The organism is Vibrio hepatarius (assembly GCF_001274785.1).
GTDB classification, from domain to species: Bacteria; Pseudomonadota; Gammaproteobacteria; order Enterobacterales; family Vibrionaceae; genus Vibrio; species Vibrio hepatarius.
In genome coordinates this window covers 41,990-57,585 of the sequence record NZ_LHPI01000002.1, presented here as the reverse complement: position 1 = coordinate 57,585, position 15,596 = coordinate 41,990, and the positions used below count along the sequence as shown (strand labels likewise).

The window sequence follows — 15,596 nt, the reverse complement described above, 5'->3', positions numbered from 1 at the left end:
ATCCAATTGATTAAATCATAATTACCACACTAGAACTAATGCTATATAACCAACGTTTTGTTCTAAAAAAAGCAACATAAAACATAATATCGTTGCATTAAATGAACACGAAAACGTTTACGCCCAAGCGAAAGTAGAATCAGACGATTCAACCATACCAAGAGCAAATACTAAGGACTTTGTTCTGTTACACCGCTTGCGCGGTCAATTGCTTCAACAGGCGATCCATCGCTCGATAACCCAATGCTTCTGCGAGGTGAGCGCGTTCGATGTCCGCCTGCCCTTCCAAATCCGCGATGGTTCGCGCCACTTTGATGATGCGATGATAAGCGCGAATCGATAAGCCTAACCGATGCAAGGCACTTTCCAGAAACTGCGCATCTGGCTTATTTAGCGGGCAATATTTCTCGATTTCTCGGCTGCCAAGCAGCGCATTGGATTTATTTGCTCGGTGTTGCATCCTTGCCCGTGCTTCCAATACCCGCTCTCTGACCACGACCGTCGGCTCACCGCGATCTCCCCCCTCGGCTAAGGTGCCTTTAGGTAACGACGGTATTTCAATCGACATATCAAAGCGGTCGAGTAATGGTCCTGATAAACGACTGAGATAACGTAAAATCGACTGAGGGTTAACGCGTGATTGGTTGCCTTCATAGTAGCCTGTTGGGCTCGGGTTCAGAGCCCCCACCAGCTGAAATCGGGCGGGAAAACGGGTTTTACCCTGCGCGCGCGAAATAATGATTTCACCGGATTCTAGTGGTTCACGCAGTGAGTCGAGCACTTTTCTCTCAAATTCGGGCATTTCATCGAGAAACAGCAAACCATTGTGAGCCAGCGAGATCTCACCCGGTCTTGGAATGGTTCCCCCACCGACCAGTGCCGCCATCGAACTGGAGTGGTGCGGTGATCGAAATGGGCGCTGCTTCCAGTTGTTAACGTTGATTTCTTGCTGCGTGAGCGAGGCGACCGACGCGGTTTCCATTGCCTCCTCATCATCCATCTCGGGTAACAAGTCACACAAGCGAGAGGCCAACATGGTTTTTCCCGTGCCGGGAGGCCCGAGGAACAAAAGATTATGATTACCCGCTGCGGCAATTTCCAACGCGCGCTTTCCTTGCTGTTGGCCGATGATATCTTGCAGATCGCGCTGATTAGACGCTAACTTAGTGCGTTTTTGCGTTTGATGGAGCGTGAGTGACTGCTGGTCACATAAGTCAGCGCACACTTCCAATAAACTTTGTGCCGATTTATGCAAATGCTTACCGACTAGTGCTGCTTGGTCACCGTTCTGCTGTGGCACCACCAAACAACGCTCGGCGCGATTCGCCGCAAGCGCGGCAGGCAACACGCCTTTTACCGAGCGTAGTTCACCCGACAGAGCCAATTCACCAATAAACTCCTTACTTTCTAAGTCTGTCATCGGGATTTGTTGTGACGCCGCCAAAATGCCTAGCGCGATTGGTAAATCAAACCGGCCGCCCTCTTTGGGGAGATCGGCCGGTGCCAAGTTGACCGTGATCCGTTTCGCGGGAAACTCAAACCGTGAATTAATGATCGCACTGCGCACCCGATCGCGCGATTCTTTGACGGTGGTTTCCGGTAAACCGACTAACGTAAATCCCGGCATGCCGTTACTGATGTGCACTTCCACCGTCACATTGGGCGCTTCTACGCCAACCGAAGCTCGACTATGAATTACCGCTAATCCCATAAAACCATCACTTTTTCGCCATTCACTATTTATCTCCTTGATAAATTGTCTAAATCACAATCAAGGTTGTTATATAGCTTGATCAGTTGCTGATAGAATGTGAAAAAAGTATGAGTTTTTGCTTGTCATCTAACGGATATGTGACGTCCCTAGTGTTCGACCTCACTATATCTCTATAGCGAGTACATTAGTAAATACAATCTCTGATACTTACAAGTACGTAGAGTTAAAACTTAGCTTTAAATTGACCGTAAGAAATAATACATCTAGTAATCATCATGCATCTAATAGTCTTGTTGATTTCCCTATAAGCTTATATAAGAAAAGCGACCTAATAAGGTCGCTTTCTCTTTAAATATTTAGTTTAAGACTTACTGGAAAGAAGCTTTTTCTTCAATGCTTCTTCGTATTGTTTGAGTGAGTAGATGAACATGTCAGGCTGCTCTTTTGAACGAATCATACCTGCTTTCTCATAAAAATCTTCACGCCCCTCACGAGCGTGAAGAAATAGAGCGTAAACACCTACGTCCCTAGATGAAAGATATGCTTGACGGATTGCTCGACCAAGAAGCCATTTTCCTAAACCCTGGCCTTGTACAGATTTACATACAGCTATTTTACTAAGTAATATACATGGTACTGAACTGTAAGGAAATTTGCGTCTTTCTTTGTTTGATACGTGCTTCTTATCAAATGAACTACTAGCTAAAGTGAAATAGCCCACTACTTTCTTGGGAATTCCCTCATCATTTGAGACGATACAAAGATGAGGAATCGACACTCTTCTGTCGTGCTCTTTAGCCATATTCTTTGTTAGGTAGTCATTTAAAGAACAAACACCACAATCAAACTGTGAAAAATCATATTTCACGTCAGGGTCATAGCGTTCAACTTCTAGTTTTTGATCTTTACCGTCCAAGATTCCTCCAACGACATTCCAATGATTTCCTGCATCAGATCAGTTGGTTCTGCTGGATTTTCCAGTGCGTCCATTACAGACTCCCACTGACTTGCTTCTATTTGCAATCTTTTATGTTCGCTAATAACTTCTTGCGCTTTAGCTACTGTTGTTTCTGATACAAATTTACTTATTGTAGTATTAGAAAGTAGCGCAGCTTCCTCTAAAACGCTTTTCTCACTTTCAGACAGACGAAACTCAACTCTCTCTTTTTTAAGTGCACTCATTTTTTACTCCTTGCACTGCTTAGTGCGTCGGAAACTCCTAATTTACTTAGTAGATGTTCCAAAGAACTATCTATATACCTATATTTTTGATGAACTATTAATATAACCACTAATTACTATTTAAATGTACGGGTTAACACCGTACATGTTGGAGTCTGGTATGCTTTGACTACAAAGTCAACAACTTTGTACGGGGTTTTACCGTAACTTCACATAGTATAAATAACTCTTAATGAAGGTTTTCACTAAGATGTTGATAGCAATAATGAAGTTATTTTTGGCTTTCAAGAGTAGATGAAGATGATAGTGCCATCTGTGAAACATCTTTAGCGCACACTTCCTAATTACTGTTGACCGATAATACTCTGAAGATCGTATTACGCACCCGATTACGAGATTCTTTGACAGTAGTTTCCGGTAAACCGACTAACGTAAATCCCGGCATGCCGTTACTGATGTGCACTTCCACCGTCACATTGGGCGCTTCTACCCCAACCGAAGCTCGACTATGAATTACCGCTAATCCCATAAAACCGTCACTTTTTCGCCATTCACTATTTATCTCCTTGATAAATTGTCTAAATCACAATCAAGCTTGTTATATAGCTTGATCAGTTGCTGATAGAATGTGAAAAAAGTATGAGTTTTTGCTTGTCATTTAACGGATATGTGTGATACCACTAGAGACGCAAATAATTTCGTACCATATTGCATAAACACAACATTAGAAAACGAAGATGAACTTTACCGCCCGCACTAACGCACTGATTGCCCTGATTATCGTGGTCATTATTGATTCCGCGCGGGGGCTGGTGGGCGAAAGATAACCACAAATTCTAAAAAACCCCCGCACTGAAAAGTCCGGGGGTTTTTTTACAATTAACAGTTCAAAAAATTAAATTAAAACAAAGTTCATCCTGACCAAAGTCGTTCAAAGGTCAGTTATGACAGGAAGAATGGGAGCGCACATGAAGTGCACAAGAAAAAATAATCGCCAATGCGATACACAGGGAGGCTTACGATGACAGGTGCAGAGTTAGTCGTAGCCGCATTGCAGCAGCAAGGGATCAAGACCGTATTTGGTTACCCTGGTGGTGCAATCATGCCAATCTACGACGCATTATACGATGGCGGTGTTGAGCATATACTTTGTCGTCACGAGCAAGGCGCAGCAATGGCTGCAATCGGCATGGCTCGTTCTACTCAAGATGTTGCCGTATGTATGGCCACATCCGGACCGGGAGCCACCAACCTAGTGACTGGTCTAGCCGATGCCTTTATGGATTCCATCCCACTGGTTGCTATCACAGGTCAGGTTGCCAGTTCCCATATCGGTACCGATGCGTTTCAGGAAATGGACGTGATCGGTATGTCACTTTCCTGTACCAAACACAGCTACTTAGTTACCGATATCAACGAACTCGCGCCAACCATGGCCGAAGCCTTCGAAGTAGCAAAAACTGGCCGCCCTGGCCCTGTTATCGTTGATATCGCTAAAGATGTACAGCTGGCTCAAGCTCCTGTTGAACTCCTTCCTCCTTTTACTCCACCTCCTATGCCAGCCGCGACGTCTGGAGCGATTGCTAAAGCGCAAGAGCTATTATCACAAAGCTCCCGCCCGGTACTGTATGTCGGTGGTGGTGTGCAGTTGGGTCATGCGACGCACGCGGTACGCGAGTTCTTACGCCTAAATCCAATGCCTTCCGTAAGCACACTAAAAGGCCTAGGTACGATTGAGCGTCACGACCAACACTACTTGGGCATGCTGGGCATGCACGGCACCAAAGCGGCCAACTTGGTGGTACAAGAGTGTGACCTGCTGATCGCAGTGGGTGCGCGTTTTGATGACCGAGTAACAGGTAAGCTAGATACCTTCGCACCAAACGCGAAAGTTATTCATATCGATATCGATGCGGCAGAAATCCACAAACTGCGTCAGGCGAACGCACCCGTTCGTGGTGAAATTCCACAAGTGTTGTCGCAGCTAGAGTTAGTGAAAGACATCACCCCTTGGGTTAAACACAGTGAAAGCCTACGTAGCGCGTTCAAATGGCGTTACGACCATCCGGGCGAGCTTATCTATGCGCCAGGTCTGTTAAAGCAGCTGTCAGATATGATGCCAGACAGCGCGATCGTGTCGACCGATGTTGGCCAACACCAGATGTGGTCAGCGCAGCATATTCAGCCACGCGAACCGCAAAATTTCATCACTTCAGCCGGTCTTGGCACTATGGGTTTTGGTCTTCCAGCGGCGATGGGCGCTGCGGTCGCTCGTCCTGATGACCAGTCTATCCTTATCACTGGTGACGGTTCATTTATGATGAACGTACAGGAACTGGGCACACTAAAACGCCGCCAGATCCCGGTCAAAATCGTTCTACTCAACAACCAGCGTTTGGGCATGGTGCGTCAATGGCAATCACTGTTCTTTGACGGCCGCCACAGTGAAACGATTCTCGATGACAACCCGGATTTCGTTATGCTGGCAAAAGCGTTCGATATCCCGGGCAAAACCATCACAAAGAAAGAAGAAGTAGAACCGGCGCTTAAAGAGATGCTAGAGAGCAAAACGTCATACATGCTTCACGTACTGATCGACGAAGAAGAAAACGTATGGCCGCTAGTACCGCCAGGTGCTTCAAACAATGACATGCTGGAGAACACGTAACATGGAAAGATATCTACTAGACATCAAAGCGGATGACAAACCGGTACTTTTAGAGCGTGTTCTGCGAGTGATTCGCCACCGTGGTTTCATCATCAAACAGGTAGCCGCGACACAAAATCACGAAAGCAAAGTAGCGAGCGTGGAAATTATCGTAGATAGTGATCGTCCAATCTCTTTCATTACCAATCAGATTGAGAAACTCTGGGATGTTCGCACCGTCGAGGTGACACAAATCGCGAACGACGAACTACCAAATAACAACTTACAACAAAAGATTTGTGCATAAGGAAGGCAATAATGGCTACAAAAACTGCAGATTACATTTGGTTCAACGGTGAAATGGTTCCATGGGCAGACGCTAACGTTCACGTTCTGACTCACGCGATGCATTACGGTACGTCGGTATTCGAAGGCGTACGCTGCTACAACACACCAAAAGGTCCAATTGTCTTCCGTCACCGCGAACACGCACAGCGTCTTAAAGATTCTGCGAAGATCTACCGTTTCCCGATCCCGTTCTCAATCGACGAGATCATGGAAGCGACACGCGAAACACTGCGCCAAAATAAACTGGATAGTGCTTACATTCGCCCGCTCGGCTTTGTTGGCAACGTTGGTCTGGGCGTTTGTCCGCCAGTGGGTACCGAAATGGACCTGATTATCGCCGCGTTCCCATGGGGTTCTTACCTTGGCGAAGAAGCGCTAGAAAAAGGCGTTAGCGCGATGGTTTCAAGCTGGAACCGTGCAGCGCCAAACACCATCCCTACAGCAGCAAAAGCAGGCGGTAACTACCTATCTTCTCTACTCGTCGGTGGTGAAGCTCGTCGTCACGGTTACGACGAAGGTATCGCGCTGAGCGTAGACGGTTACCTATCAGAAGGTGCTGGCGAGAACATTTTCGTTGTGAAAAACGGCGTTATTACCACGCCACCAGCAACCAGTGCAATCCTACCGGGCATCACCCGTGACTCGATCATGACACTGGCGCGCGACATGGGTTACGAAGTTCGCGAAGCGAATATTGCCCGTGAAGCCCTCTACCTCGCGGACGAAGTGTTTATGACAGGTACCGCAGCAGAAGTCGTACCGGTTGCGACAATCGACAAAATTGAAGTTGGCAGCGGTAAACGTGGCCCTATCACTAAAGCGCTACAAGAAGCGTACTTTGGCCTGTTCAACGGCACCACTGAAGACAAGTGGGGTTGGTTGGATTACGTTTACCCGCAAGATGCAAAATAAGGAAGTAGCACAATGCCTAAATACAGATCAGCCACCACCACACACGGACGCAACATGGCGGGTGCTCGTGCCTTGTGGCGCGCAACCGGCGTAAAAGATGAAGACTTTGGTAAACCAATCATCGCGGTGGTGAACTCATTTACTCAGTTTGTTCCTGGTCACGTTCACCTAAAAGACTTGGGACAACTCGTCGCGCAAGAAATCGAAGCAGCAGGCGGCATCGCCAAAGAATTTAACACCATCGCCGTCGACGATGGCATCGCGATGGGTCACGGCGGCATGCTTTACTCGCTACCGTCACGTGAACTGATCGCAGACTCGGTCGAATACATGGTTAACGCGCACTGTGCGGACGCGATGGTGTGTATCTCTAACTGTGACAAAATCACTCCGGGGATGCTGATGGCGTCGATGCGCCTGAATATCCCAGTAATTTTCGTCTCTGGCGGGCCAATGGAAGCGGGTAAAACCAAGCTTTCAGACCAAATCATCAAGCTCGACTTAGTCGATGCGATGATCCAAGGCGCAGACCCGAAAGTCTCTGACGAGCAGAGCGAACAGATCGAGCGTTCAGCGTGTCCAACTTGTGGTTCATGCTCGGGCATGTTCACCGCGAACTCAATGAACTGTCTAACCGAAGCGCTTGGCCTGTCTCAGCCGGGTAACGGTTCTTTACTTGCCACTCACGCAGACCGTAAAGAGTTGTTCGTTAACGCAGGCAAACGCATCGTTGAACTGACGAAACGTTACTATGAGCAAGACGATGAAACCGCGCTACCGCGCAATATCGCAACCAAAGCGGCGTTTGAAAACGCAATGGCGCTGGATATCGCGATGGGCGGCTCAACCAACACGGTTCTGCACCTGTTAGCTGCCGCGCAAGAAGGCGAAGTCGACTTCGACATGACCGATATCGACCGCATGTCTCGTCAGGTTCCACACCTGTGTAAAGTGGCGCCGTCCACGCAGAAGTACCATATGGAAGACGTACACCGCGCAGGTGGCGTGGTCGGTATCCTTGGCGAACTAGACCGCGCTGGTCTCCTACATAACCAATCCAAAACCGTATTGGGTCTGACTTGGGAAGAGCAATTAGCGCAGTACGACATCATGCTGACTGAGTCTGAACAGGTGAAAGAGTTCTACCGTGCGGGCCCTGCAGGTATCCGTACAACCCAAGCATTCTCACAAGACTGTCGCTGGGACACTCTAGACGATGACCGTGCTGAAGGGTGTATTCGCACCAAAGAAAACGCATTTAGCCAAGATGGTGGTCTTGCGGTTCTCAGAGGTAATATCGCGCTTGACGGTTGTATCGTCAAAACCGCGGGTGTTGACGAAAGCATCCTAAAATTTACTGGTCCGGCAGTCGTATTTGAAAGCCAAGAAGACGCGGTAGAAGGCATCCTTGGCGGTAAAGTGAAAGCGGGCGACGTCGTGGTGATTCGTTACGAAGGACCAAAAGGCGGACCGGGCATGCAAGAAATGCTCTACCCAACCACTTACCTTAAGTCGATGGGCTTAGGTAAAGAGTGTGCGCTGTTAACCGACGGTCGTTTCTCTGGTGGTACATCAGGCCTGTCTATCGGTCACGCGTCTCCAGAGGCAGCAAACGGTGGTGCGATTGGCTTGGTTAAAGATGGCGACCTGATTGCGATTGATATTCCAAACCGCAGCATTGCTCTAGAAATTTCTGAGCAAGAGCTTGCCGAGCGCCGTGCGAAACAAGACGAGCTAGGCTGGAAACCCGTTGCTCGTGAACGTGAAGTTTCTTTTGCACTGAAAGCATACGCAAGCATGGCAACCAGTGCTGACAAAGGTGCAGTACGAGATAAATCTAAGCTAGAGGGCTAGCTTATGAGCGATTCTTCAGCCCTCAAACCACAATCTGGCGCAGAGTACCTGCGCCAAATCTTGCGCGCACCTGTGTATGAAGTTGCGACGGTAACCCCGCTGCAAGATATGCCGCGTTTATCGGCGCGCCTGAAAAACCAAGTGCAAATCAAACGAGAAGACCGCCAGCCGGTACACTCGTTTAAATTGCGCGGCGCATACAACATGGTGGCGAGCTTATCCGAGCAGCAAAAAGCCGCTGGCGTAATTGCAGCATCGGCAGGCAACCACGCTCAAGGCATGGCACTATCAGGCACTAAGCTTGGCATTAAAACTACGATTGTGATGCCAAGAACCACACCCGACATCAAGGTCGATGCAGTACGCAGCTTTGGTGGTAATGTGGTGCTTCATGGCAGCAACTTTGACGAAGCCAAAGCGGAAGCAGAACGTTTATCTGAAGTTAACGGTTATACTTTTGTGCCCCCTTTCGACCACCCATTGGTGATCGCTGGGCAAGGCACCATCGGTATGGAAATGCTGCAGCAAAACGGCCATCTTGATTACATCTTCGTCCCTGTCGGGGGCGGTGGTTTGGCTGCGGGTGTCGCGGTATTAGTCAAACAACTGATGCCGGAAATCAAAGTCATTGCGGTGGAACCTGAAGATTCGGCGTGCCTAAAAGCGGCACTAGACGCAGGAGAACCTGTAGTTCTTGACCAAGTCAGCATGTTTGCCGACGGCGTTGCGGTAAAACGCATCGGTGAAGAGACATTTCGCCTATGCCAAAAATACATCGACGGCCACATTACAGTATCGAGCGATGAAATCTGTTCTGCGGTCAAAGACATTTTCGAAGATACCCGTGCGATTGCCGAACCATCAGGTGCGTTAGCCCTGGCGGGTCTGAAAAAGTTTGCTGAAAAGAACCAGCTGGAAGGCAAAAAATTGGGTACGGTACTTTCTGGTGCCAACACCAACTTCCACGGATTGCGTTATGTATCTGAACGTTGCGAACTGGGTGAAAAACGCGAAGGCTTGCTCGCGGTGACAATACCTGAGCGCCAAGGGGCATTCTTTGAGTTTTGTAACCTGATCGGTGGACGTGCAGTGACGGAGTTTAACTACCGCTACAGCGACGACAGCCTAGCGAATATCTTCGTCGGTGTCCGCTTGCAAGGCGGCCAAGAAGAACTGGACCACATCATTCACGATTTGCGTGACGGCGGCTATCCGGTGGTTGACCTTTCTGACGATGAAATGGCGAAACTGCACGTACGCTACATGATTGGTGGTAAACCATCTAAACCACTCAAAGAGCGTTTATACAGCTTCGAGTTCCCAGAATATCCGGGCGCGCTACTGAAGTTCTTGAGCACGCTTGGCACGCATTGGAATATTAGCCTGTTTAACTACCGTAACCACGGTGCCGATTACGGGCGGGTCCTGTGTGGCTTTGAGTTGGATGAAAGTGACTTATCACAATTTTCGGCTCACTTACGTGAACTGGGTTATCAATGCAAAGACGAAACGGAAAACCCTGCGTATAAGTTTTTCCTTTCTTAACCCGCTTTATTGTTCCTAGTCATCAAAGCCAGTCGAGAGACTGGCTTTTTTATCGCCACAATAACCTTAGTAATAATGCGTGATATGCATAGATATAATGCTAAAGTTTCATTTTAGTCATAGTCGTTTTGAGACTACACTCAACAACAGTTTTTAAATATTGCTGCACACAGTGGAGACCACTTATGTTTAACGCTCTGATTCTAAACCAAGAAGAAAAACGCACTATCGCGAGTATCGAACAAATCGACGAAGCCCAGTTACCAGAAGGCGACGTACTTATCGAGGTTGATTACTCGTCACTGAACTACAAAGATGGTTTGGCGATCACTGGTAAAGGAAAAATCATCCGCAACTTCCCTATGGTTCCGGGTATCGACCTAGCAGGCACTGTGCTGGATTCGCAAGACGCGCGCTACAACGCAGGCGATAAAGTGGTTCTGACTGGCTGGGGCGTGGGTGAAAACCATTGGGGCGGCATGGCGCAGCGTGCGCGTCTAAAAGCCGACTGGCTTGTACCACTACCACAAGGGCTAGACAGCAAAAAAGCCATGATGGTCGGCACTGCGGGCTTTACAGCGATGCTGTGTGTTCAGGCGCTACTAGATGCTGGCATCAAACCGGAAGACGGTGAGGTTTTGGTTACTGGCGCAAGCGGCGGTGTGGGTTCCGTTGCGGTCACGCTGTTGGCTCAACTCGGCTACAAAGTCGCAGCGGTTACTGGCCGTGTTGAACAAAATGGCCCTCTTCTGGAAAAACTCGGGGCAAGCCGCATCATCGACCGTGTTGAATTTGAAGAACCAGCGCGTCCACTAGAAAAACAAATCTGGGCTGGCGCCGTGGATACCGTGGGCAGCAAAGTGCTGGCAAAAGTATTGGCACAAATGGATTACAACAGCGCAGTGGCGGCGTGTGGTCTGGCGGGCGGTTTTGACCTACCAACAACGGTCATGCCATTTATCCTGCGTAATGTGCGTCTGCAAGGTGTGGACTCGGTGATGTGCCCGACCGAAAAACGTATCGCGGCATGGGAAAAATTAGTCGAACTACTACCAGAGAGCTACTTTGACCAAGCGTGTACCGAAGTGGAATTGGCAGAAGCGCCGAAATACGCCGAAGACATTACCAACGGTCAAGTGACTGGTCGCGTGGTTATTAAGCTGTAATTATCAGGCTGTAAGTGCAGACCGAACACTAATGACAAAGAGCCAGCACTGCTGGCTCTTTTGTTATCCATTCAGCCCCATGTCTTCAATCCGCTTAGCAATCAAACGGCCGCACTCTTCCTTAACAATACTGCGCAACCATTCCTGTGCAGGAGAATGCTCACAACGTGGATGCCAAATCATCGAATAGTCAAACGGAGTAAACTGGAACGGCAATGGTTTCACCACCAAGTCATACCGCTCGGCAACCAAATAAGCCAAGTCTGCAGGCACGGTGATGATTAACGGCATGGTGTCGACGATCGCCAGCGCTGCTTCGAGGTGATAAGCGCGCAGAACCATTCTTCGCTCTGGGTACTCAACCAAAGCCTGCTCAATTAACGCTTTTACCCCGTCACTAATCGCGATCATAGCGTGTGGACAAGTGAGGTAGTCTTGCAAACTCATCTCGCGATCTGCCAAAGGATGCTGTTTAGACAACAAACACAGTACTCCCACTCGGCCAAGAACTTCACTGCGCAGCGGTTCAACCGGACCAATCGGACGACAGATCGCCAAATCCGCACTTTCGTAAGTCAATTGGTCGTCTAGCCTGTCGTGCTGTAGCGGCAGAAAGTTAAACGAAACTTTGGGCGCTTCTTGATAAATACGCGGTAAAGCAAATGGAAGAATAGTCTGCATCGCGTAATCGGTGGTCGCGATGGTGAAGGTCTGCTCGCAACTACTGGGTTCAAACTCAATCGGCGAGAGGATTTGTCGCAGCGATTCCAACGGCTCACCCAAAGCCCTATCGATCTCAAGCGCTTTCTCGGTCGGAATGAGATGCTGCCCTTGGCGGGTAAAAAGTGGGTCACCAAGCATGTCACGCAGCCGCCCGAGCACTCGACTCATCGCCGATTGGCTTAAGTTGAGCCGATGCGCCGCCTTGCTCACGCTGGATTCTTCAATCAGCACGCGCAAAGCCACAAACAGGTTTAAGTCGCGTCGGTAGATCTCTTCTAATTCCACAAAGTAGCCACTTCTTTTACGGGGTATTAGTCAGATTCTACTCTTTAGGCAAAAAAAATCCCGCCTTTCAGCGGGGAAGCCCAAGAAAAATGGGGATAGTGTCGGAATGTATTTGAGCGTAGTTACAAATGTTGAAGGATGTTGGAAGGTCATCCATCAATGTTCTTGCTCTTCTGATGCTCTCGGCCAGCGATGCATCTCGAGCCAAATCCCTACGACCGTCGCAGCCATGCCAAGTAACGGCATAAACGACGGTTCAGTTGGAGAACGTAAAACAAGGGCGCAGAAAGAGATAAAACACAACACAGAATAGATTGTGAGACGATCTAAAGCTGTCATAATCGCTGCTCCTTGGCTTAATTGTTACCAACTTGTTAACTAAGTTAAAACAAATTGATCTGTTTGCCAAGTGCTTATTGAATATTTTTTCTTCAGCAGTATTATCTACGCCCAGATCAGAGCAAAAAAGATATGACCATGACATTCAATCCAGAGCAGGCAACACATACTCTCGAAGCGGAAGGACTACGCTGCCCAGAGCCAGTTATGATGGTCAGGAAGACAATTCGAACCATGAACGATGGGGATGTGTTGTTGGTGAAAGCCGACGATCCCTCGACAACTCGCGATATTCCGAGTTTCTGTCGTTTTATGGATCATCAGTTGATCGCAGCCCAGACCGATGAACTGCCATACCAATACCTTATCAAGAAGGGTGTTGAGTAACGCGTGTGCGTCAAACAAAATAAAACGGCAGCCTGAGGCTGCCGTTTTTTAATCTTCGTACTCTAGGGTGCGTACTTCTGACTGGAGCTTATTAAGCTGCTTTTGCATCGCACGCATTTCTTCGTGCATCGGGATAATATGCGCAACCCGAATCCATGCCTCGACCGTCAAACCAGTGAGAATAAACGCACCTGCTACAATCGGGATCCACATATCCGTTAGCACCATCGCCAACAAGCACAGCGCCAAACCGAAGGTGAACAAATAACTCTGACTTTTTGGGGACATCCCCATATAACGTGTAAGCATAAACTTGCCCTCTCGCTACACTCTTCATACTTAAACCATCGCCAAAATAACGAAGTTTCAACTAATTCGAGTAACATCATTCACATGATTAAAGTAGCATGACAACGATGACACGAATATGTCAGACGTCACCCTTTGACCAATTTAGCGTCAAAGCGATATCCAGTTCAAACTTTGTGACTTATTGATATTTAAAAGATTATCAATAAGTCACATCGGCTCACGTTACGAGTAGAAGTAAGCACCAACGGCTAACGCCGCAAACAGAGCTGCGGTAATTTTTCGGATCAGCGCCAATGGCATCTTATCTGCTGACAGTTTACCGATCAGAACAACAGGAACGTTTGCTAACAACATACCAATTGTGGTGCCCAGCACCACCAGACTCAGCGCATCAGCGTATTGTGCGCCCAAAATAGAGGTCGCGATCTGGGTTTTATCACCAATTTCGGCCACAAAGAAGGCGATAAAACTGGCAACAAATGGGCCGCGGTTAGAGATCTCTTCGTCGTCATCCAGTTTATCAGGGATCAGTACCCAAGCCGCCATCGCAGCGAAACTGACCACCAGCACCCACTTTAACACTTCAGGTGATAAGTAATCGGCGACCACCACACCCAGCCATGCTGCTAAAGCGTGATTAGCAATAGTAGCGAAAAAGATCGCAGCAATAATTGGAATCGGTTTACGGTAACGACTGGCAAGAAGTAGAGATAGCAATTGGGTCTTATCGCCAATTTCTGCTAAGGCTACGGTTGTAATTGAAATAGCTAAAACGCTCACGACATGCTCATTGGGGCAGGGATAATTATTTAAACCATAGACAAACCTCGTGCCCCACCCCGGTTCACGATGTTTATCTAAGGTCTTGCTAAACCCATCAAGCGATGAGTCTCGAGCGCCATGGTGATTTTGCACCAATTATGTTGACGAACGAACTAAGTGGACAAGGATATCGACTTAGTAAGCTACTCCCCAAAGATGGGCGCTATTTTAGCCACCACTCTGTGTTAGAACAAGTAGTAAAGCGCGCAAAAACTCCCTTTTAAGAAAATTTAGACGAATAAGCCGTTAAATTTCCATTAAAGGAGAAATATGCCTAGGAATTAATCAAGATTAACCCTACTCCCATAACCAATATCTGGGTATACTTGATTGTTATTTTATTCAACCGTAATTACTCTTTATCGCTACTGTTTGAGTGCAAAACTCGGCAGAAAAAACGAACTAATGAGTAACTAGAGAATCGCGCGAACCTGACTTATGCAAAAATACGATATCAAAACCTTCCAGGGAATGATCCTCGCGCTGCAGGATTATTGGGCTCAAAATGGTTGTACCATTGTTCAACCGCTAGATATGGAAGTGGGTGCGGGTACCTCTCACCCAATGACCTGTCTACGAGCGCTTGGCCCAGAGCCAATGTCGACAGCTTACGTACAACCTTCACGTCGTCCGACCGATGGCCGTTACGGTGAAAACCCTAACCGTCTTCAGCACTACTACCAATTCCAAGTAGCGCTAAAACCGTCTCCAGACAATATTCAAGAGTTGTACCTTGGCTCCCTTGAAGTTCTTGGTATTGACCCGCTTGTACACGACATCCGTTTCGTAGAAGACAACTGGGAAAACCCAACACTAGGCGCATGGGGTCTAGGCTGGGAAGTATGGCTGAACGGCATGGAAGTGACTCAGTTCACTTACTTCCAACAAGTTGGCGGCCTTGAGTGTAAACCAGTAACCGGTGAAATCACTTACGGTATCGAACGTCTCGCTATGTACATCCAAGAAGTAGACTCGGTTTACGACCTAACTTGGAACATTGCCCCAGACGGCAGCAAAGTGACCTACGGTGACATTTTCCACCAAAACGAAGTGGAACAGTCGACTTACAACTTCGAGCACGCAGACGTAGATTTCCTATTCAGCTTCTTCGAGCAGTGTGAGAAAGAGTGTAAAGAGTTGCTAGAGCTTGAAAAGCCACTTCCTTTACCAGCTTACGAGCGCATTCTGAAAGCGGGTCACGCATTCAACCTACTAGACGCACGCAAAGCGATCTCAGTAACTGAACGTCAACGTTACATCCTGCGCATCCGCAATCTGACTAAAGCAGTAGCAGAAGCATACTACGCATCCCGTGAAGCACTTGGCTTCCCAATGTGTAAGAAAGAACAAGCGTAAGGGG

At 48.0% G+C, this 15,596-nt stretch carries 15 protein-coding genes and 1 pseudogene; 8 read left to right on the top strand and 8 right to left on the bottom strand.

What is annotated here, in order from left to right; genetic code table 11:
• Positions 1-187: 187 nt before the first annotated feature.
• From AKJ31_RS05185 to AKJ31_RS22510, 4 genes and pseudogenes are all read right to left on the bottom strand, one after another.
• Positions 188-1,711 carry a YifB family Mg chelatase-like AAA ATPase gene (locus tag AKJ31_RS05185; protein WP_053408046.1) on the bottom strand — a complete coding sequence of 508 codons (1,524 nt, stop codon included), beginning with the start codon at positions 1,709-1,711 and terminating at the stop codon, positions 188-190.
• Between the two features lie 364 nt (positions 1,712-2,075).
• On the bottom strand, positions 2,076-2,630 hold the full coding sequence (locus AKJ31_RS05180) for a GNAT family N-acetyltransferase (protein WP_053408045.1): 555 nt from the start codon (positions 2,628-2,630) through the stop codon (positions 2,076-2,078).
• Positions 2,606-2,896 carry a type II toxin-antitoxin system TacA family antitoxin gene (locus AKJ31_RS05175; protein ID WP_053408044.1) on the bottom strand — a complete coding sequence of 97 codons (291 nt, stop codon included), beginning with the start codon at positions 2,894-2,896 and terminating at the stop codon, positions 2,606-2,608. The genes AKJ31_RS05180 and AKJ31_RS05175 overlap by 25 nt, the downstream gene beginning before the upstream one ends.
• 370 nt (positions 2,897-3,266) lie before the next feature.
• A pseudogene (locus AKJ31_RS22510) lies at positions 3,267-3,425 on the bottom strand (magnesium chelatase domain-containing protein); the annotation flags it as partial.
• A 492-nt stretch (positions 3,426-3,917) separates the two neighbouring features.
• Here AKJ31_RS22510 and ilvG point away from each other — a divergent pair.
• The 6 genes from ilvG (at position 3,918) to acuI (ending at position 11,368) form a co-directional block, all read left to right on the top strand.
• On the top strand, positions 3,918-5,564 hold the full coding sequence (ilvG, locus tag AKJ31_RS05170) for an acetolactate synthase 2 catalytic subunit (protein ID WP_053408043.1): 1,647 nt from the start codon (positions 3,918-3,920) through the stop codon (positions 5,562-5,564).
• Between the two features lies 1 nt (position 5,565).
• Positions 5,566-5,850 carry an acetolactate synthase 2 small subunit gene (ilvM, locus tag AKJ31_RS05165; RefSeq protein WP_053408042.1) on the top strand — a complete coding sequence of 95 codons (285 nt, stop codon included), beginning with the start codon at positions 5,566-5,568 and terminating at the stop codon, positions 5,848-5,850.
• An 11-nt stretch (positions 5,851-5,861) separates the two neighbouring features.
• Positions 5,862-6,803, top strand: coding sequence for a branched-chain-amino-acid transaminase (gene ilvE, locus AKJ31_RS05160; RefSeq protein WP_053408041.1), 942 nt, complete (start codon positions 5,862-5,864; stop codon positions 6,801-6,803).
• Positions 6,804-6,815: 12 nt separating this feature from the next.
• Positions 6,816-8,657, top strand: coding sequence for a dihydroxy-acid dehydratase (ilvD, locus tag AKJ31_RS05155; RefSeq protein ID WP_053408040.1), 1,842 nt, complete (start codon positions 6,816-6,818; stop codon positions 8,655-8,657).
• A gap of 3 nt (positions 8,658-8,660) precedes the next feature.
• The gene (gene ilvA / locus AKJ31_RS05150; protein WP_053408039.1) at positions 8,661-10,202 is read left to right on the top strand and encodes a threonine ammonia-lyase, biosynthetic; all 1,542 of its coding nucleotides are present in this window, start codon (positions 8,661-8,663) and stop codon (positions 10,200-10,202) included.
• Between the two features lie 185 nt (positions 10,203-10,387).
• Entirely contained in the window at positions 10,388-11,368 is a 981-nt protein-coding gene (gene acuI / locus AKJ31_RS05145) for an acrylyl-CoA reductase (NADPH) (protein ID WP_053408038.1), read from the top strand.
• Between the two features lie 63 nt (positions 11,369-11,431).
• Here the strand turns inward: acuI and AKJ31_RS05140 are convergent, their stop codons facing one another.
• Both AKJ31_RS05140 and AKJ31_RS05135 read right to left on the bottom strand, forming a co-directional pair.
• Complete coding sequence (locus AKJ31_RS05140) at positions 11,432-12,376, bottom strand: LysR family transcriptional regulator (protein WP_053408037.1); 945 nt, start codon at positions 12,374-12,376, stop codon at positions 11,432-11,434.
• Positions 12,377-12,532: 156 nt separating this feature from the next.
• Positions 12,533-12,718, bottom strand: coding sequence for a hypothetical protein (locus AKJ31_RS05135; protein WP_053408036.1), 186 nt, complete (start codon positions 12,716-12,718; stop codon positions 12,533-12,535).
• A gap of 135 nt (positions 12,719-12,853) precedes the next feature.
• Between AKJ31_RS05135 and tusA the strand changes: the two genes are divergently transcribed.
• A complete protein-coding gene (gene tusA / locus AKJ31_RS05130; RefSeq protein WP_053408035.1) occupies positions 12,854-13,102 on the top strand; it encodes a sulfurtransferase TusA in 249 nt (82 codons plus the stop codon).
• 48 nt (positions 13,103-13,150) lie between these two features.
• Here the strand turns inward: tusA and AKJ31_RS05125 are convergent, their stop codons facing one another.
• Together AKJ31_RS05125 and AKJ31_RS05120 are read right to left on the bottom strand one after the other, a co-directional pair.
• On the bottom strand, positions 13,151-13,411 hold the full coding sequence (locus AKJ31_RS05125) for a hypothetical protein (protein WP_053408034.1): 261 nt from the start codon (positions 13,409-13,411) through the stop codon (positions 13,151-13,153).
• A gap of 225 nt (positions 13,412-13,636) precedes the next feature.
• Entirely contained in the window at positions 13,637-14,194 is a 558-nt protein-coding gene (locus tag AKJ31_RS05120) for a TMEM165/GDT1 family protein (RefSeq protein ID WP_053408033.1), read from the bottom strand.
• Between the two features lie 480 nt (positions 14,195-14,674).
• Between AKJ31_RS05120 and glyQ the strand changes: the two genes are divergently transcribed.
• Positions 14,675-15,592 carry a glycine--tRNA ligase subunit alpha gene (glyQ, locus tag AKJ31_RS05115; RefSeq protein WP_053408032.1) on the top strand — a complete coding sequence of 306 codons (918 nt, stop codon included), beginning with the start codon at positions 14,675-14,677 and terminating at the stop codon, positions 15,590-15,592.
• Positions 15,593-15,596 lie beyond the last annotated feature (4 nt).

Bases quoted from the DNA above. Each gene is read 5' to 3' on its own strand.
- acuI (WP_053408038.1), top strand. From the start codon at position 10,388: ATGTTTAACGCTCTGATTCTAAACCAAGAAGAAAAACGCACTATCGCG.
- ilvG (WP_053408043.1), top strand. From the start codon at position 3,918: ATGACAGGTGCAGAGTTAGTCGTAGCCGCATTGCAGCAGCAAGGGATC.
- ilvE (WP_053408041.1), top strand. From the start codon at position 5,862: ATGGCTACAAAAACTGCAGATTACATTTGGTTCAACGGTGAAATGGTT.
- glyQ (WP_053408032.1), top strand. From the start codon at position 14,675: ATGCAAAAATACGATATCAAAACCTTCCAGGGAATGATCCTCGCGCTG.
- ilvM (WP_053408042.1), top strand. From the start codon at position 5,566: ATGGAAAGATATCTACTAGACATCAAAGCGGATGACAAACCGGTACTT.
- AKJ31_RS05185 (WP_053408046.1), bottom strand. From the start codon at position 1,711: ATGGGATTAGCGGTAATTCATAGTCGAGCTTCGGTTGGCGTAGAAGCG.
- ilvA (WP_053408039.1), top strand. From the start codon at position 8,661: ATGAGCGATTCTTCAGCCCTCAAACCACAATCTGGCGCAGAGTACCTG.
- ilvD (WP_053408040.1), top strand. From the start codon at position 6,816: ATGCCTAAATACAGATCAGCCACCACCACACACGGACGCAACATGGCG.
- AKJ31_RS05125 (WP_053408034.1), bottom strand. From the start codon at position 13,411: ATGCTTACACGTTATATGGGGATGTCCCCAAAAAGTCAGAGTTATTTG.
- AKJ31_RS05175 (WP_053408044.1), bottom strand. From the start codon at position 2,896: ATGAGTGCACTTAAAAAAGAGAGAGTTGAGTTTCGTCTGTCTGAAAGT.
- tusA (WP_053408035.1), top strand. From the start codon at position 12,854: ATGACATTCAATCCAGAGCAGGCAACACATACTCTCGAAGCGGAAGGA.